General features: G+C 27.3%; 18 protein-coding genes. 4 read left to right on the top strand and 14 right to left on the bottom strand.

Translation table 11 applies throughout. The features are described 5' to 3' along the window. Positions 1–9 precede the first annotated feature (9 nt). From ligA to AACH12_RS11120, 3 genes are read right to left on the bottom strand one after another with little or no spacing between them, the layout of a single operon-like run. Positions 10–1998: an NAD-dependent DNA ligase LigA gene (ligA, locus tag AACH12_RS11110; protein ID WP_338535478.1), complete on the bottom strand. Its 1989-nt coding sequence runs from the start codon at positions 1996–1998 to the stop codon at positions 10–12. A 27-nt stretch (positions 1999–2025) separates the two neighbouring features. Next, positions 2026–4215: a DNA helicase PcrA gene (gene pcrA, locus AACH12_RS11115; protein ID WP_338535479.1), complete on the bottom strand. Its 2190-nt coding sequence runs from the start codon at positions 4213–4215 to the stop codon at positions 2026–2028. A 10-nt stretch (positions 4216–4225) separates the two neighbouring features. Further along, positions 4226–5653: a DEAD/DEAH box helicase gene (locus tag AACH12_RS11120; protein WP_338535480.1), complete on the bottom strand. Its 1428-nt coding sequence runs from the start codon at positions 5651–5653 to the stop codon at positions 4226–4228. Between the two features lie 238 nt (positions 5654–5891). Between AACH12_RS11120 and AACH12_RS11125 the strand changes: the two genes are divergently transcribed. After that, the gene (locus AACH12_RS11125; RefSeq protein ID WP_338535481.1) at positions 5892–7010 is read left to right on the top strand and encodes a DEAD/DEAH box helicase; all 1119 of its coding nucleotides are present in this window, start codon (positions 5892–5894) and stop codon (positions 7008–7010) included. 17 nt (positions 7011–7027) lie between these two features. After that, a complete protein-coding gene (locus tag AACH12_RS11130; protein ID WP_338535482.1) occupies positions 7028–8161 on the top strand; it encodes a GGDEF domain-containing protein in 1134 nt (377 codons plus the stop codon). A 13-nt stretch (positions 8162–8174) separates the two neighbouring features. On the opposite strand, the gene nfsA is transcribed toward AACH12_RS11130, so the two are convergent. The 7 genes from nfsA to AACH12_RS11165 all read right to left on the bottom strand — a co-directional run bounded on the left by nfsA (position 8175) and on the right by AACH12_RS11165 (position 13192). After that, on the bottom strand, positions 8175–8927 hold the full coding sequence (nfsA, locus tag AACH12_RS11135; RefSeq protein ID WP_338535483.1) for an oxygen-insensitive NADPH nitroreductase: 753 nt from the start codon (positions 8925–8927) through the stop codon (positions 8175–8177). Positions 8928–8952: 25 nt separating this feature from the next. Then, complete coding sequence (locus tag AACH12_RS11140) at positions 8953–9216, bottom strand: hypothetical protein (RefSeq protein WP_338535484.1); 264 nt, start codon at positions 9214–9216, stop codon at positions 8953–8955. Between the two features lie 239 nt (positions 9217–9455). Beyond that, the gene (locus AACH12_RS11145; protein WP_338535485.1) at positions 9456–9803 is read right to left on the bottom strand and encodes a zinc ribbon domain-containing protein YjdM; all 348 of its coding nucleotides are present in this window, start codon (positions 9801–9803) and stop codon (positions 9456–9458) included. Positions 9804–9875: 72 nt separating this feature from the next. Next, on the bottom strand, positions 9876–11441 hold the full coding sequence (locus AACH12_RS11150; protein ID WP_338535486.1) for a sensor domain-containing diguanylate cyclase: 1566 nt from the start codon (positions 11439–11441) through the stop codon (positions 9876–9878). 171 nt (positions 11442–11612) lie between these two features. Next, complete coding sequence (locus tag AACH12_RS11155) at positions 11613–12101, bottom strand: M48 family metallopeptidase (protein ID WP_338535487.1); 489 nt, start codon at positions 12099–12101, stop codon at positions 11613–11615. A 33-nt stretch (positions 12102–12134) separates the two neighbouring features. Beyond that, positions 12135–12569: a hypothetical protein gene (locus AACH12_RS11160; protein WP_338535488.1), complete on the bottom strand. Its 435-nt coding sequence runs from the start codon at positions 12567–12569 to the stop codon at positions 12135–12137. 56 nt (positions 12570–12625) lie between these two features. Further along, positions 12626–13192 (bottom strand): TetR/AcrR family transcriptional regulator, encoded by a 567-nt coding sequence (locus AACH12_RS11165; protein ID WP_338535489.1) that lies wholly within the window; start codon positions 13190–13192, stop codon positions 12626–12628. Positions 13193–13523: 331 nt separating this feature from the next. Here AACH12_RS11165 and AACH12_RS11170 point away from each other — a divergent pair, with 331 nt between their 5' ends. After that, entirely contained in the window at positions 13524–14783 is a 1260-nt protein-coding gene (locus AACH12_RS11170; protein ID WP_338535490.1) for an MFS transporter, read from the top strand. A gap of 8 nt (positions 14784–14791) precedes the next feature. Here AACH12_RS11170 and AACH12_RS11175 read toward each other — a convergent pair whose 3' ends face one another. Then, positions 14792–15718, bottom strand: a complete 927-nt coding sequence (locus AACH12_RS11175; RefSeq protein WP_338535491.1) for a 4Fe-4S double cluster binding domain-containing protein — start codon at positions 15716–15718, stop codon at positions 14792–14794. A 121-nt stretch (positions 15719–15839) separates the two neighbouring features. Between AACH12_RS11175 and AACH12_RS11180 the strand changes: the two genes are divergently transcribed. Next, entirely contained in the window at positions 15840–16394 is a 555-nt protein-coding gene (locus AACH12_RS11180) for a CGNR zinc finger domain-containing protein (protein ID WP_338535492.1), read from the top strand. Between the two features lie 26 nt (positions 16395–16420). Here AACH12_RS11180 and namA read toward each other — a convergent pair whose 3' ends face one another. The 3 genes from namA to AACH12_RS11195 are packed head-to-tail and all read right to left on the bottom strand — an operon-like array spanning position 16421 to position 19379. Next, positions 16421–17497 carry an NADPH dehydrogenase NamA gene (namA, locus tag AACH12_RS11185; protein ID WP_338535493.1) on the bottom strand — a complete coding sequence of 359 codons (1077 nt, stop codon included), beginning with the start codon at positions 17495–17497 and terminating at the stop codon, positions 16421–16423. Between the two features lie 6 nt (positions 17498–17503). Next, positions 17504–17974, bottom strand: coding sequence for a GNAT family N-acetyltransferase (locus AACH12_RS11190; RefSeq protein WP_338535494.1), 471 nt, complete (start codon positions 17972–17974; stop codon positions 17504–17506). A 28-nt stretch (positions 17975–18002) separates the two neighbouring features. Continuing rightward, positions 18003–19379, bottom strand: a complete 1377-nt coding sequence (locus AACH12_RS11195) for a PTS transporter subunit IIC (RefSeq protein WP_338535495.1) — start codon at positions 19377–19379, stop codon at positions 18003–18005. Between the last annotated feature and the right edge of the window lie 25 nt (positions 19380–19404).

The following is a 19404-nucleotide window of genomic DNA, read 5'->3' on the forward strand; positions in this document are numbered from 1 at the left end:
CCTCCAATTCTACAGATTAAAAGCTTCTTTAAATTCCTCTTCACTAATCGTTTTGACTCCAAGGCTTATCGCTTTTTCTTTCTTTGAACCTGCTTTATCGCCATATACTAAATAAGAAGTTTTTTTACTTACACTTGAACTTGCTTTCCCACCTAATGATTCAATTAGTCCTTTTATTTCTTCTCTCTTATACTTTTTTAATGTTCCAGTAACTACAAATGTTAAATCTTTAAATATTAGTTCTTTTTCATCTTTTTCATTTTCAAGAGAAACCATATTTACATTTGCTTTTTTTAACCTTTCTATTCTTTGTAAGTTATCTTCATGTGAAAAATATTCTATAATGCTATTAGCCATCTTTTCTCCAATTTCATCAATTGAATTTAAAGTAGCAAAACTTGCATCAATTATGTTATCCATAGTTTTTAGTTTCTTCGAAATAGTTTTAGCAGCTTTTGCTCCAATTAGATTAATTCCAAAAGCGTTAATCAACTTACTTAGATCATTACTTTTAGAATTCTCAATCGATTCAAGCATATTGTCAACTGATTTTTCAGCCATTCTTTCAAGATTTAATAGTTCATCTTTTTTATCTTTCAAAAAATATAAATCAGAATAGTTTTTAATAAATCCATTTTTAATAAGTTCCGTAACTACAGCTTCACCAACTCCATCAATATTCATGGCGACTCTCGAAACAAAATGAATAATACTTCTTCTAAGTTTCGCAGGACAATTTTCATTAGTACATCTTAATGCGACTTCCCCTTCTTTTCTTAAAGTAGTACCTCCACATTCAGGACAGTAAAGAGGAAGTTTAAATTTCTTTTCTTCACCTGTACGTTTTTCTTTTACAACTCTTACTACCGCTGGAATAACATCTCCTGCTTTTTGAATAAAAACAGTGTCACCAATTCTAACATCCTTTTCATCAATAAAGTCTTGATTATGAAGAGTAGCCCACCTAATAGTACTACCAGCAACTTCAACAGCTTCGAATTCTGCTTTTGGAGTTAATACACCAGTTCTACCAACTTGAACAACTATATCTTTAACAACAGTCTCTTTTTCTTCAGCAGGAAATTTATATGCCATTGCCCACTTTGGACTTTTAGCTTTAATTCCAAGAGAATTACGACTATTAATATCGTTAACTTTAATAACCATTCCATCTATTTCATAATCCAAATTATGTCTTTCGCTAATCATTGATTCACAGTATTTTGCGACTTCATTTATATCATTACACTTTTTATGGTTATTTACTTTAAATCCAATAGCTTCAAGTTTATCTAAAATTTCATCGTGTTTGTTTAAGTTTAAATCTCCTTCTAATAAATCAAATATCAAAATATCAAGATGTCGTTTCGCTGCAACCTTTGAATCTAGTTGTCTTAGTGAACCTGCAGCAATATTTCTAGGATTCGCAAATTGTTCTTTTCCTTCTGTTTCTTGAATTTCATTAATTAAAGCAAATTGTTTCTTGGAAATAAAAACTTCTCCTCTTACAATGATATTTAGAGGTTCTTTTAATTTTAATGGTATACTTCGAATTGTTTTAAGATTTTCAGTTACATCTTCACCAATTTCGCCATTTCCCCTTGTAGCCCCTTTTACAAAATTACCATTTTCATAAGTTAATGCAACACTTAAACCGTCTATTTTGTATTCAACGATATACTCATCTATTTTTACTTCTTTGTTTATTCTTAAATCAAAATTAATTAAATCATTTTTGTTATAAGAATTATCAAGGCTAAGTAGCTTTACTTTGTGATTTACCTGATTAAAATTTTTTAAAGCAACTCCTCCAACTCGAACACTTGGAGAATCTGTGGTTTTAAGATTTGGATATTTTACTTCGAGTTCAATTAATTCTCTCATCAATTCATCATATTCAAAATCTGAAATTTCTGGATTATCTTCATTGTAATATTTATTTTCATGATAAATTATTAAACTCTTAAGTTCTTTTATTTTTTTTTCTATTTCTTGCATTATTTTTGCACCTCAAACTTTTTCTTTTTACTGTATAATTTCAAGCGGAGCTATACTTAATTTTAATTTTTTTATCCCTTTTGTTTTAAAAACAATTGTAACGTTTTCTTCACCCTTATTCCCTTTTAAACTCACTACTGTACCTTCACCAAAAATTTTATGAAATACTTTAGTTCCAGTTTTTATAACCGTAACATCTTCTATCTTAGATTTCGACTTTTCTTTATATGCTAAATCTGCTTTCATTTGAGATGTAAAAGAAGTTTTTCTTGTTTTTCTTGATGCAACTTCGTCTTTTGGTACATCAAGAAGCTCGCTAGGTATTTCTTCAATAAAACGACTTACTAAATTGCAAGATGTTTTACCATACATACTTCTAATTGAAGAATGCGTAATAAATAATTTTTCTTCTGCTCTAGTTATTCCTACATACATTAAACGTCTTTCTTCTTCTACAGATTCGTCCTCATTTAAGGATCTACTTGATGGGAAAATCCCTTCTTCAAGTCCAACCATAAAAACAATTGGAAATTCAAGTCCCTTAGCGCTATGAAGTGTCATTAGAAGCACACTATCATCATCTTCCTCGACATTATCTATATCACTTCTAAGACTAAATTCTTCTAAAAACTCTGCCAATAACCCAGTTTCAGATGTTCGTTCAAATTCTTTTGCAGCAGAAATCATTTCTCTTAAGTTTTCAATTCTACTTCTTGATTCCAATGTATTATCGAGTTTAAGTTCTTCAATATACCCTATATCATTTAATACGTCTTCCATTAAAAATGACACTTTTCTTTCAAGCGCATCATTTTTGTATTTTTCTATTATAGTAACAAACTCTTTTATACCTTTATTAATTTTTTTTGAAAATAAATCTTTCTTAGCTGCATAAACTAAGGCTTGATATAAAGATAAATTATTTTCATAAGCAAAACCTTTAATTTTTTCTATTGTTTTAGGACCGATTCCACGTTTAGGTATATTAATTGCACGCTTTATACTAAGCTCATCAACAGGATTTTGAATAATTCTCATATATGAAATAAAATCTTTTATTTCACGTCTATCGTAGAATTTTGTACCTCCAACAAGTTTATAAGAAACACCTTCACGTCTAAAAGCATCTTCAAGCACACGTGACTGCGCATTAGTTCTATATAGAACAGCATAATCTAAATTATTTCTTTTATTACGTTTCTTATCAGCAATTAAATTTCTAACTACAAAATAAGCTTCATCCATTTCACTTTGAGCTTTATAATAGTGAATTTTTTCACCCAAATCATTATCAGTCCAAAGTTTTTTGCTTTTTCTATTAATATTATTTTTTATAACATTATTTGCAGCGTTAAGTATATTCACAGAACTTCTATAGTTTTGTTCTAGCTTAATGATTTTTGCACCTGGAAAGTCTTTTTCAAAATCTCTTATATTTCTAATATCAGCGCCTCTCCATCCATAGATAGATTGATCATTATCACCAACAACACATAAATTAACATATCCCATCGATAAATATCTAACTAAAACATACTGCGCTTTATTTGTATCTTGATATTCATCAACTAAAACATATTTAAATTTTCTCTGGTAATCTGAAAGTATTTTTTCATTTTCTTTTAATACTTTTATTGCATTTAAAATTAAATCATCAAAATCCATAGCATTATTATTTATAAGTTTTCTTTGATATAATTCATAAACTTTAACTACTTTATCTAAATAAAAATCGCCACTATAGAGCTTTTCATATTCTTTGGGAGTAAGCATGTCATTTTTCGCTTCACTTATTTTACCTAAAACATATCTGAATGTTGTTTTTTTCTCATCAATATTTAATTCTTTTAAACATTCTCTAGCAAGAGTTTTTTGATCTGTAGGGTCATATATAACAAAATCTCTTTCATAACCAATTAAAGAAGCATACCTTCTAAGAATTTTTACACAAATTGAGTGAAAAGTTCCCATCCACATTCCATTTGAAGCTTCTCCAATTAATTTTTCTACCCTAATTCTCATTTCTTTAGCAGCTTTGTTTGTAAATGTTATAGCAAGAATATTACTCGGAAAAACTTCTTTTTCTTCAATCAAATATGCAATTCTATGAGTCAAAACTCTTGTTTTACCACTACCCGCACCCGCTAAAATAAGTAATGGTCCCTCAGTATTTATAACAGCTTCCTTTTGCATGTCATTTAGTAGATCTATATTCATTATGCCTCCATTATCTTCTCTTTTTATTTACTTTTTTAATTCTAAATTTATTGCCATTAACCTCTTTGTTTTTTAATGCTTTAAGAACAAGTTCTTCTTTTCCATTTAATACGAAAAATCTTGTATTCATAGCAGAAATATTAATTTGACCGAGATCAGTTGGATCAACTCCTTTAATCCTTCCTACTGCAAACGTAATATCTTTTACTTTGATTTTAGAATTTGCTCTTCCTACATTAAGTTCTAATTGTACTCTTTTTTTATTCTTAAAATTATCTTTAAATTTCTTCCTTTTACCCTTAACTTCTTCATCATCGGTTCTTTTGGTTTTCTTTTCAATATATCCACCTTTTAGTGGTATTTTGTAACCGATAAATTCTTCTATTTCTTCAAATCTTTCCATTTCTCTATCTGAAACAAAGGTTATAGCTACACCAGATTTATCAACCCTACCCGTTCTACCTATTCTATGAACATACTGTTCTGTTTCAAAGGGAACATAATAATTAACAACATGCGTAACTCCTTGAATATGGATACCTCTTGAGCTAACATCTGTAGCAATTAATATATTATATTTATTCTTTTTAAAATCTCTATATGCAATAAATCTATCTTCTTGCTTCATTCCACCATGCAAGGCACACACTTTAGAATTAAACTTATTTAGTATTCTATATAAGTTAATAACCTCATCCCTTGTATTACAAAATACTATACATTTTCTAGGTTCCTCTCTTTTAAGCATTTTCTTTAAAAAATCAACTTTTTTAATACCGGGAACTTTATAATAAATTTGTTCTATTTTATCAATAGGACTAATATTTGATTCAATTAAAATTTTCTTTGGGTTACTCATGTATTCACTAGCAAGCTCTTCAGTTTTTTCAGAAATTGTAGCAGAAAAAAGTAATGTAGTTCTTTCTTTTGGAAGTCTCTTTATAACGTTTCTAATTTGCTCAATAAATCCCATAATCAACATTTCATCAGCTTCGTCAATAACCAAATACTTAATTTCATTTACATTTCCCTTAATCAAATGATCCATAAGTCTGCCTGGCGTTGAAACTATAACATGATTAACAATCTTAAGTTTTTTTCTTTGTACTTGCATATCTTCTTTTCCATAAAGTGCAATCGATTTAACATTTTTATATTTACTAATGTCATCAAAATCTTCTTTAACTTGAAGCGCAAGTTCCCTTGTAGGTACCAAAATAATTGCCTGCGCTTTACTTACAGACATATCAATTTTCTCTATAATAGGAATAGCAAACGCTGCTGTTTTACCGCTTCCTGTTTGTGACATTACGATTAAATCTTTTTCATCTATGATACTTTCAAATGCACTTTCTTGCACCTTAAGAGTATCGGTAAAACCAAGATCACTTAGTGCATGTTTTATCTCACTTGAGATATTCAAATTTTTAAATTTCATAATTTTCCTTTCCTTATATATAACATGTAATCTATTTACATTTTAGTAATCAATCAACCGTTTTATTTTGTTCAAGTAGTATAATTTTAAGCGCAACTTCTCATTATTTGCAAATATAAGTATAACATAGTATTAACTAGTTTTTTTAATTTAAATATGATTTGTATATAAAATGTGATATACTTTAGAACTGTTAATCATTAATAGAAAAAAACTACTACAAATATAGAGGAATTTTATGAATACTTTTGAAACATTTAAAATAAAAGATTTTTTAATTAACAATCTTACTAAGCAAGGAATAAAATCACCAACACCTATTCAATCTGAAACTATTCCAAAAGTACTAGAAAATAAAGATTTACTTGCTAGTGCACAAACTGGTACAGGTAAAACTCTTGCTTTTTTACTTCCTATGTTTAATAATTTTGATTCAAATTATGGACACATTGAAGGCCTTATAGTTACACCTACAAGAGAACTTGCACTTCAAATCACTAAAGAAGCTGAGAAACTTGCTAAAGATACTAACATTAATGTACTTGCAATTTACGGTGGACGAGATATTAATTCTCAGCTTAGAAAACTAAAAAATAATGTAAATTTTATAGTAGCTACTCCCGGAAGATTAATTGATCATATAGAAAAAAATACTATCAATTTAAGACATCTAAAAACTATAGTCTTAGATGAAGCTGATCAAATGTTACTTATAGGATTTAAAAACGAAATTGATATAATTTTAAGAAATACAAACAAAAATAAACAAATGCTATGTTTTTCTGCGACACTTGATTCTAAAGTAAAAAAACTAGCTTATAAATACATGAATAATCCACTTGAAATTTCTGCAAAAAAAGAAAGTATAACTCTAGAAACTATAAATCAAAAGGTTATCACTTCATCTGATAGATGGAAAACTGAAGCTTTACTAAAAGAACTTGATAAGTCGAACCCTTTTTTGGGTATAATATTCTGTAGAACTAAAAGAAGAGTTGATAAACTCGAAGAAGAAATGAGTATAAAAAAATATTCATGTAAAAAACTTCACGGAGATATGAAACAAAACTTAAGACAAAGAATTATGAAAGAATTTAGAAATGCAAAATTCCAGTATCTTATTGCAACAGATGTAGCTTCACGAGGTCTTGATATAACGGGTATTACTCACATATATAATTTTGATACTCCTGAAACTCCTGAAATTTACATCCATAGAATTGGAAGAACTGGAAGAATGGGAAAGGACGGAGTAGCGGTAACTTTTGTAGCTCCAAAAGATGAACTTCTTTTATCTGAAATAGAAAAAACTATTAAAATTAAACTTCCTAGAGAAGAATATATTAAAGTAAAATAACTAAGGATGTGTTTTAATTGAAATTTATAAATCCACTTTTAGATTATGATGAATCTTTAAAAGAAAAAATAAGAAAGCAAATAACTTTTAATAACATAAAAGTTTTAAAAGTTTTTGCCATACTAAGCTTTTTTATTAATTTAATAATTGTTGCTATTTATCTAAAATCCAATACAGAAAATTATTTAAGTTCTTCTGACTTTATCATAAGAATATTTTGGGTACTTTCAGGATTTATTTATTTTTTTATTGTTGGAAAACACAATACTCTAGATTCAGTTACTAAAAAGCATAAATATATTTTTTTATTTACAGCATCTTTAAGTTTATTTTATACTGCACTAATTACTGCTAGTACAATAAGTGGTTATGGCTATTCATCAGTCTTTATTATAAATGTTATGCTATCATGTACCTTATTTTATTTTTCATTTATAGAAATCGTTGCTGTTTTACTTCCATCTTTTATATATATCTTTTTCTTAATAAGTACTATGAATACTATTAATTTAAATACCCAAAATACTTTTATTAATATTATTGCAATTAGTTTAATATCGGTAACATATTCCACTATTTCATATAAACGAAAAGCAACACTAATTGACTACCAAGAAATTCTTTTAAAAAATAACAAAGTCTTAGAACATTTATCTGAATTTGATGGTTTAACTCAAATTCCAAACAGAAGAAATTTTAATAAAACTTTTGATCTAGAGTGGGCTCATTCTATAAGAGAAAGTAGCCCACTTTCACTTATTATGATTGATGTTGATGATTTTAAGCTTTATAACGACACATATGGTCATTTAGCCGGAGACGACTGTCTAAAAAACCTTTCTTCTATTTTTACTAAAACTCTTAATAGAGAAATCGATCAAGTTTTTAGATACGGCGGAGAAGAATTTATGGTCATTCTCCCTAATACAGATTTAAAAGGTGCACTTAAAGTAGCAGATAAAATTAAAAATAATATTTCCAATGAAAATATCACTCATAGTAAAAGTATTTACACTAATATAACTGCAAGTATTGGCCTTAGCTCAATTATTGCAAGTCCAAATGACGACAAGTATGCTCTTATTGAAAATGCAGATAAAGCAATGTACAATTCTAAAAAAAATGGTAAAAACCAAATATCCTATTTATAGGATATTTGGTTTTTTATTTATTATTTAAATCCTGATCTTCAAGGTATTTTTTCATATGAGGTCTGTTTTCACCTTCCATTCTTTTTGAAACTTGTTCAGTCCAAGTACTATTAATTTTTCCATTAGTCCTTTTTATATAATACGTCTTAATTTTTTCATCATACTCTTCAAGACTTTTTTTATCATCTTCATAGTAATAATCTTCTTTTAAAACAATATCTAGTGGTAGTCTTGGTTTTTTACTTTGATTAAAATCATCCTCAGGATATCCAAGACACATTCCAAAAACTGGATACACATTTTTAGGAATTTTAAGTAAGTTACTGATTTCTCTTGGATTATTTCTAATCCCACCAATAAATACACCACCAATCCCTAAACTTTCGGCAGCTAAAATAACATTTTCAGCATATAAAGAGGCATCAACGGTTGCTGTTATAAAAGATTCTATATATCCAGTATCAACCTTAATATCATAATTTAATGCGATTTTTTCAATTCTATTTAAATCAGCGCAAAAGATTAAAAATTCTGCTGCCGTTTCAATATATTTTTGTTCACCGGCTAAATAAGCTATCTTCTTTCTATTCTCATCATTTTTTACTCTAATTACAGAATACAGTTGCAAAAAACTTGAAGTAGATGCGTATTGCGATTTATTTAGTATTTCTCTTAATACTTTTTCATCAATTTTTTTATCAGAATATTTACGACATGATGTATGATTACTAATCAATTCAATTATATTATTATTTAATTTATTCATATTTGCTCCTCCCACTATACTCTATTTATCCACCTGCAGACAAAAAATTCATTCTAAATTTCCTTACAGCCTCTTCAACAATTTCTTTTTCACCAAGAAAAGTTAGAAGTGTTGAATCAATTTCAATATTAGCATATTTTTTTGACTTGTTTTTTTTATAAATAATCTGATATCCATCAAAGGTAAAAATATTTTTATTATAACTTAAACAAAATGTTAAAAAATATTCTTCTATATATTTATATTTTACTCCGCTCTTTATCTCATATTTATATTCTTTATTTTCCATAAATCCTCTTTTATATGTTATATATCTATTTATAATATATCATATTTTCAAAATATTCAGTTAATCATTCAACTAAAGCTAGCCCATAAATGAATTCCTAAGATTCAGATGGAGTTTTTACTCCCACTGAATCTTAGAAAACATAATCCAGGACTCTAAGGCATCGGATAAATTTTAAAATTTCTAATATCAAAATAACTAGACAATTGTCTAGTTATTTTGATATTAAAAAGCATAATCTAAGCTTTTTTAACATATTCAGATTTTAAAAGCATTCCGCCGAATCCATCAATTTTACAATCGATGTCATGTCCACCTTGAACATCATCTACTAATCTAATATTTTTAACTTTTGTACCTTTTTTTAAGTTTGAAGTAGCACCTTTTACTTTAAGGTCTTTAATCACTATTACAGTATCTCCATCACTTAATACATTTCCATTTGAATCTTTAACTACTTTTTTTTCTTCTTCTTTTTCTTCTTCATTAGGATTCCATTCGTATGCACACTCTGGGCAAACTAGTAAATTTCCATCTTCATAAGTATACTGAGAATTGCACTTAGGGCAATTTGGTAAATTAGACATTATTATTCCTCCATTCATTTTCGGATTACATAATATCATAGTTTTAATTTATTGGCAAGAATTTCAAAATTATTATCCAACTACTACTCTATTTCTACCTTCCTCCTTTGCTTTATAAAGAAGCAAATCAGAACGCTTAACAAAATCAGCTTTACTTTCATCCTTTAATTCAGTAACACCAAAACTAACTGTTATATTGAATTTTACAGAATTGTCACAAATAAAAGTAAATTCTTCTACTTCTTTTCTTATTCTTTCAGCCAATGAGACACCTTCATTTAATAAGCTGTCAGGTAGAACAAATAAAAATTCCTCTCCGCCGTAACGACCAACAATATCATCTTTTCTAAGGTTTTTTTTAAAAATTTTTGATATTTCTTTTAATACATTATCACCTGTTTGATGTCCATATATATCATTTACGCTCTTAAATAAATCCAAATCTCCAAATATTATTGTCAGTGGTTTTTTATTTTTTTTAGCAATATTTATTTCATTTTGTAACAATTTATGAATATGTTGATGATTATATAAATTTGTTAATCCATCCCTTAAAGCCATACTTTTTAAATTTTTAGTTCTTTCTTCAACTATGTTTTCCAAAGTTTCATTCATTTCAAGAAGCTGTTCTTCTTTTTTTTCTTTATAATTAATATCTGCTATAAGTAATATTATTGCAATAACAATAATAGATACAATTAAGCCAAAAAATAATATTGGTTTAATTGAAAAATAGGCACTTTTGTATACTTCTGATTTTTCTTGAGCTAAAATAACATATTCGCTATATTTGTAATGACCAGGTTCAAAATTGATTTTTTTACCATAATAATATTTATCTACACCTAAATAACTGGCTTCAAATAGATTTTGTCCCTTATCAATTTTACTGATAATATTACTAGATATATTTATTATATCTTTATCTTTAGTTAAAATATAATCTCTATTTGGATGAGCAATAACCTGAAATGATTCATCTAAATAAATCATATAACCCGTTTTACCATGTTTTATTGAATCTACAAAAAGTTTTGTGAAATACTCCATTTGAGGTGAAACTATTGCAATTCCAATTATTTTTGAATTATGATAAATCGGAGCACTGATAACAAAAATAGGATTTTTTCTAAGTATACTAGGATAAATTTCACTAATAAAATAAGATTTACCCTTAAAAATCTCACTAATATATGAATAATTCATTCCACCTTTACCTATTGTTTTACCATTAACCGTATCAATAAAAAAAGTACCATTTGTAATAACAATATTTTTGCCATTAATATTTCTTGATATAGAATTTTTAGATTTAATCGCAATTGGTAAATTTTCATAGTAAGGATATTTTTCATGAAGTTTTTTTAAATAATTTTCAGCTAAAAGAACTTTATCTTCGTTTTCTGGATTTAAACAAGCGTCAATTATTCTATCATCTTCTGCTATACCCTTAACTATTCTAACTTGGTCTTTTACCCAAAATTTAACAAAATTTGATACTTGTGAAGTAAACTGATTGCCAACATCTATAAAATCATTTTTACTAGTATTTTTTAGATAGGAATAAAATACTATACTAGTCAATAAAAACATAAATAAAACAGTTAAACTAACAATTATTATAAATTTTCTTGACAATATCCTCACCTCCAATATACAAATTTAAAGTTATATTCTTAGCATTAACCTACTAAAGACCTTATTATTTATATATCATACCCCACTAATACTTTTAATATCAAAAAAAATACTATGATAAAAACAATTCATTTTCTTTTATCATAGTATTTACATTAGTATAGTATTTTTTTACATATCCCTTGTTTTCTTTGTTCCCAATATTTCCATAGTTTTTTTATAATTTGGACAAATTTTACCTACAAGACGCCAAAACGATCTATCATGATTCATATGAAGCATATGACAAAGTTCATGTACAACTACATAGTCAACTACATCAAGCGGAAATATCATTAGTCGCCAGTTGAAAGTGAGTGAACGAAGTGAATTGCAGCTTCCCCATCTTTTATCATTATCTTCAATTAAAAATGATTTATATTTAACCTTAAAATTCTTCTGATATATTTTTAGTCTTTGATTTATAACTTTGCGACTTTCTTTAATATAGAATGATTTTAATGCTAAACTAATATCAATTTCACCTTCAAACGGACTAGCGCAATGAAATGAATTATTTACCCATTTAATAGTTACTTTTTTTAATGATTTATCAAGCGACATATACATTGGATATACATTTCCAAGATAATAGTACTTATTTTCTGTAAGCTTTTTCATATTTTTTCCTTTTAAATTTTATTATTTATTTAACTAAAAGAGCCTACAAAAAAATCTATCATAATCCAAACCTTGTTCTGGCATTTTTTTACATTTAAAACCTATGGATTTATATAATTTTAGATCAGTATGTGTAATTTCAATTACTATTTCTTTTACATCAATTAATTTTTTTGCTTCATATATCATATCTTTATAAAGTTCTTTTTTTTCTTCTTCAATTTCCAAATTTGAAGCAAGGTGCATTATTTCTACTTGGTCTTTATTTAATCTTTTTAATCCAATAATACCTATTACAATATCTTCTTTAACAGCAGTAAAAAAAATACCTTGTTGCTTAGAATATATACTTTGAGCTATATTCTGTAATTTTCCCATACCGGGATTTATTATAGCAAGCGAAATAACATCTGCTATTTCTTTATTTTCAAAAATTTCTTTAGCCTTATCAATTTTATAAAGTCTCATTTTACACCTTTATGATAAATATAATTTATCATCCTTTTTATAGTTATATTTTTGCCTTACTTTTCAAATTTCAAAATTGCTCTTTGAAGATCTCCTTCAATTAGTTTATCAAGTTTATCTATCAATTGCTCAGAGTCCTCTGACATATTATTTTTAATCCAATCTAAAAGTAATCCAACAAATGCAAATTTATAAAAATCTACAATGTATTCCTTATCTATCTCTTTAATTGTTATGTCTTTAGAAAGTTCATCTACTACGTTGTAAATTAATTTAAAAACGCCATCATACAAATGTACTTCTAAAAACTCTCTTCCTATTGAATTGTAAGTATTAAAAATAATCTCTTTGTTTTTAAGTAAATAAACTAAAATTTGTTTAAATCCCTTTTGCCAAGTTTCATAAGTTCTATTTTCATTAAGGATAGCACGCACTTCAGTAATTAAGAGCCATTCTAAAAGTCCATATATATCTTGAAAATGATAATAAAAAGTTCTTCTACTTACCCCACAATCATTAACAATATCATTTATTGTTATTTTATTTAAAGGAGATGTTTTCATAATTTTTTTTAAAGACTGTGCTAGTGCTCTTTCAGTTATATTAGACATATTTTCACTCATTTCTATAAATTATTCATTACTCTTAATCAATTATATAGTAAATCTAGAAAATATAAATGAATTTCTTGGATTCAGAGGGAGTTTTTATTCCCACTGAATCTTAGAAAACATAATCCAGGGCCTTTTTAGAGTTCTTTATCTCCCACTTTTTTTAGAAGTGGGGATATTAGAACTCTAAGGCATCGGATAAAATAAATACTTAGAACTTAATAAATAGCAACTAATAAAAGCCATATAATTTTTTTTCTATTGAATAAATAAGTAAACTGTAGTACCCTTTACTTATGATTTGTGAAATAAAAAAATATTAAATTGAATACATAGGTGAATTATGAAAAATATAATTAATGAATATAAAAAATTCTTTTACCATCTTTCAAAAAATGTGAAGCTCTATTTAGGAGTCTTATTTTTTGTAACTTTTTTATCCTCAGCATATAGAGTTTTATTTAGTATATATATGATAAATATTGGCTTTACTGAAATAATCGTTGGTCAAATTCTTTCTCTTCAAACGCTTGGAATTGCTCTTGGAGCTATTCCAATAACATTGTTTTCTCAAAGAATAAATAAAAAAAATACTCTCATTTTAGGTATAGTATTTATGTTTATTAGTAGTTTTATACTTCTAAACTTTCATAATTTATATATTATGAAAATTGCTTCAATTATTTTTGGATTCTCTCAAGCAACTATTATGATTCTTCAAGCACCAATAATATTTGAAAATACAGCCAAGGAATACAGAACTATGGGATTTTCTATAGCTTTTGTATTTCAAAACATAGCATTTGCATTAAGTAATTTAATACTTGGACATATTTCACAATATTTTTCAATAAAAAATGGTAGCGCCTTTGGAAATTTAATAGTACTAAACGGCTCAACTCTTTTACTAATATTAGCTTTTATTATAGCACTTGCTTTTAAGGGAAAAAGCATGACAAGTTCATCAAAAGATAAATCTTTTGTTTATGATATAAAAAATGTTTTTATTAATTACCTTAAATTATTAAAAGGTAATTCCTTTAGCTATCTTCTCCAAATTGCAGTAATAGGCCTTGGCGCAGGTATGATTGTACCCTTTTTCAGCATTTATTTAAAGCACACTTTAAGTATTAAAGATGGCATGGTAGGAAATATTATGGCAATAAGCCAGATTGGAACAATAATAGGTGGATTACTTATTCCTATTATTGCTAAACGACTTGGAAATATAAGATCAATTATTCTTTGTCAAATTTTATCGATACCATTTTTAATAACCATTGCCCTCCCTCAAGGAGTACTCGTAGTTAGTACGGCTTTTTTCTTTAGATCCAGTTTAATGAATATGGCAAATCCTCTTTTTAGAAGTCTTGGAATGGAGATTATTAGTAAAGAAAAACGTACGGCAATGAGTGGAATGATTACTTTAACAAATAATCTATTTAGATCTATTGGAATTTTTATAGGCGGGTATTTAATGTATGCATATAGTTACAATACACCTTACTATTTTACAATACTATGTTATTTAATCGGTACATTAATTATTTATAAGGTATTTTATCCTAGGCACAAAACTTCTAATTCCAAAGCTAAAGCTTAGAAATTCATTTACAATAATAATTTCAAATTTCTTTGGAGTAATTCATAGTATTCTATAAAATTAATATCATCAAGTTTTTTTAAAGTGCTTTTAGAAAAATTTTCTAAAGGTACTTTATTAAGAATTTGATTTGTTTCAGACTCATTAAACGTTGAAATATCAACAATATTCCTAGAATTACTTTTATTAAGTGGACATACTATTTGGCATCTAATACATCCAATAATTGCATTGCTTTTCTCTATCCATTTTGGAAATTCTTTTTCTGACTCATTGTGAAAGGTAATGCATTTATTTGCCTTTAATACATATCTATCACGGCTTAAAGCTTTTGTAGGACAATTATCAAGGCATAAATTACAATTACTGCATTTATCCATATTAATATTTTCTACCCATACCTCGTCAAAACATGGAACATCTGTAAGGTATACAGATAACCACATAAAACTTCCAAGTCCATCAATATAGCATATATTATTTTTACCATACTTTCCTAAACCGCTTTTTACTGCTAGAAGTTTAGCAGGTAGATTGATTTTCTTAGATTTATAATCATAGTTAGATAATATATTATCTAAACTCTTACTAATTCTACTAATATTTTTTTGATTAATTTCATTTTTAACACTACTGTTATATAAGTACATTGGAGGCATAATAACATTTTTTTTCTTTTTATCAATTGTAAAGCCAATTCGACTAATAGGATCAGGAGTTGCTATAATTAAAATCGACTTTGCCGTTTTCATTAGACTATTAATATCGTAATTAAATTCATCAAAATAACTACTTAAATGTTTGCTAACAAAAGGATTATCACTTTGTACTTTATCTAATTCAGGTTTAATTCTATCTATAGAATTAATAGATATAAACTTAGCTTTAAATCCTTTATTTTCTAATTCATTAATTATTTTATCATTTTTGTTCATTAATAGCCTCCTCTCTGACTCAAATATAAATGTAACTGTTATTTTACACAACAATAGTTACATGATATACTAAGTCTATCAAAACAAAATGTAACTGTCAATATTCATTATGGAGGATACAATGAAATATTTATGCATAGAATTTATTAATACTGAATGGTATAATTTCCATGAAATGTTTAAAGAACCTTTGAAAGATGAAAAACTAATTTTAGATTTTTTCAATTCTTGGAATATAGATTTTAAAAAACCACTTCAAAATAATCAAATTGAGATATTATTAGATTTAAGAGATCTATTAAAAAAAATAATCTACTCAAATTGTAAAAACGAAAAAATAGATTTAAACGATTTTAGATTAATAAATAATTATATGGCATCTTATGAGTTTAAAAAAAATATTGTTTTTGAAAACGGAGAATATAATATTATAGAAGTATTAACAAATAGTTATGTCAACTTAGTTGTTTACAAAATAATATCTTCATTTTTTGATTTGGTATCTGAAAATAAACTAAGTCGGATTAATTACTGCAAAAATCCTGATTGTAATTGGCTATTTTATGATGAAAGTAAAAATAAAACAAGAAAATGGTGCGATAATACTTGCGCATCACTTATGAAGGTTAGAAAATATAGAAATAAACTTAAAAGCAGTAATAATCATCTTTTATAATAATTATTACTGCTTTTCTAAAATTATTAAAACCCAAATTTTCGTACTACTTTGCTTCTCTCATATGGAGTCGGCCATTTAATTTCTGCAAAAACTTTTTTTGAATGTGTCAATGGCATATATGGGTTTCTCAGAAGTTCACGTCCCATATATACTAAATCAGCTCTTCTATTTCTAACAATTTCATCAGCCATTAAAACGCTCGTAACAAGACCGCCGGCAATTACTGAAATCTCAGAATTTTGTTTAATATATTCTGCGTGACTTATTTGATAACCTGGGTAAGTCATAATTTTTTTAGGTACAACTCCTCCAGTACTTATATCAACTATATCCACACCTTCACTTTTAGCGGTACTTACAATTTCAACAAAATCATCTAAATTATTTCCTAATTCATCATATTCATCTGCCGAAATTCTTAGCATAAGTGCTCTATCAGACGGCCAAACTTCCTTTATAGCTCTAACAATCTCAACCAATATTCTAAGTCTATTTTTTAATATTCCCCCGTACTTATCTGTTCTAGTATTTGAAAGAGGCGATAAAAATTGGTTTATTAGATATCCATGCGCTCCGTGAATTTCTATTGCATCAAAATTAGCTTCTAAAGCTCTTTTGGCAGCTCTTTTAAAATTCTCAACTATTTCAGAAATATCCTCTTTACTCATTTTTCTTGGCAAAATATAATCACTACTGAATCCAATTTCGCTTGGTGCAAGCGGTCTATTTTCCAGTGAACCAAGGTCGCTTTTTCTTCCTGCATGAGCTAATTGGAGAGCAACGCTAGCTCCCTCTGAATGAGAGAATTCAACAATTTTTTTAAGTCCTTTTATTTGTTCATCATCCCAAAGTCCCAAATCATCCTTAGTGATTCTACCTTCTTCACTTACAGCAGTTGCTTCAACGATAATAAGTCCAACTCCACCAATCGCCCTCGTTGAGTAATGTACAAAATGCCAGTCATTAATGAAACCATTATTTGCCATATTTGTGCACATAGGCGGAAGTACTATTCTGTTTTTTAACTTTAAATTTTTCATTTTAAATTCATCATATAAACCACTCATTGTTGCCTCCGTTTTTACTTTATTATAATTCATAATTATTTAAACTTTAATAAAATAAATTTTTTCTCCATCTTCTTCAGTTTCAGTATACTTAAAGCCAAGCTTTTTTAATAGCTCAATAGAAGCAATATTTTCAGGTAATACTCCTGCATAAATCTTTTTTCCACCAGTATATTTAATCCATTCCATAATACCCTTTGCCGCTTCAAATGCATAACCTTGCCTAGCATAAATTGGATTTATCGTGTAACCTATCCAAAACTCATCTTCACATTGCTTTAAATAAATATCACCAATAAGGTGTTTATTGGATTTTTCTTCAATTGCTAATTGGACTCCATCATTTAAAGAAAATTCTTTCATCAATATTTCTTGATACTCTTCCTTTGATAGACCTTTGAAGCCTTGATATATCATCCATTCTTCATTATTCCTATATATCATAAAATCATTAATATCTTCTTCTAAAAAAGTTCTAATAATACATCTTTGAGTTTCAATTTTTTTCATAATACCTCACTAAATTATTTTCAGCTAATTATATTTCAATACTTTCGTCTTTAATATTAACTATTACAATCTCATCCTTTTTATACTGCCTATATGTGAATATTAAAAGCATTACTATAATCGGAATCAAAAATAATGTAAATCTATTTCCTGTAAATAAATAATACATATACGTTCTTAGTACATTTCCACCATCTTGAAAAGAAGTTATACCTGAACTAACATTAGTCACAAGTACCCTATTATCTATAGCTATTTTTGTATACAATTCTGATAAGTCTGTTGCTGAGTAAAGCATTCCAATTATAATTGGAATAAATGCTATAACTGATCTAAAAATATTACCTCTTGTCGCTACCACTATAAGTGTTCCACCTGCTATCAGATTCGGCAAATCGCCTAATGGTATAAACTTAATTCCAGGTAAAAATAATGCTAGAATAACTGCAATTGGCATAACCAATATTCCTGTTACAATAGCTTCTGGCATTCCAATTATTACAGCCAAATCCATTCCCATTCTAGAGTCTTTCATATGTGAAAATTTATTTAGTATAAACTTTTTTGCACCAGTCGAAATTGGTATTAATCCTTCACCTAATATCCCAGACATTTTGGGAATAATATATACAACACCAGCCACACTAATTCCTAAATTAGCTATTTCTTTAAAAGAATATCCAGCAGCGATTCCTATTCCAATTCCCATTAAAAATCCTATAAACATAGAATCACCAAAAAATCCAAGTTTTTTTTGTAATTTTTCAGGATTTCCATTTATTGACCTTATTAGTGGAATTCTTTCTATCAAATTATCTATAAATAATGCAATAGGATAATTTACAGCAGTGGAAAGAGTGGTTATTGCAATCCCTGGAATACCAGATAATTCTTCAGTTCTTTTAGCGCTCCAATCTCCAATTTTAAGTATTATAATCATAGTTATTATGGCAGCAATAATTGCTAGTACAGCATTACTTGTAGCATAAAAAACCATTTGACCCATAAATATAAAATGCCAATAATTCCATATGTCAATATTTACAGTATTGGTCCATTTAAAATAAAGCATAATAGCGTTAACGAGTACTATTAAAAATACTATTAGTGGAACATAAGAAAATGACCACGAAGAAGCTGCAAGAGGAGGCCAACCTACATCTAATATTTTCATATCACTCCCTGTGTTCAAAGCAATTGCCTCTATTGCTGGACTCATTTTTGAAACAAAAAAATCAAATACCATAAATATTCCAAGAAACCCCACACCAAGTGTCATACTGTATTTTAAAGCGTTTTTAAATTTTATTCCTATTATCATACTTAAAGTAAACATTAATATTGGAAGCATAACATAAACTTCAAAACTTAAAATATATTTAATTGCATCACTTATAGTTTTCATTTTTCCCCCAAACAATGAATGCCTC

The sequence above is a fragment of the Helicovermis profundi genome (genome assembly GCF_033097505.1).
Taxonomy (GTDB): Bacteria; Bacillota; Clostridia; order Peptostreptococcales; family Acidaminobacteraceae; genus Helicovermis; species Helicovermis profundi.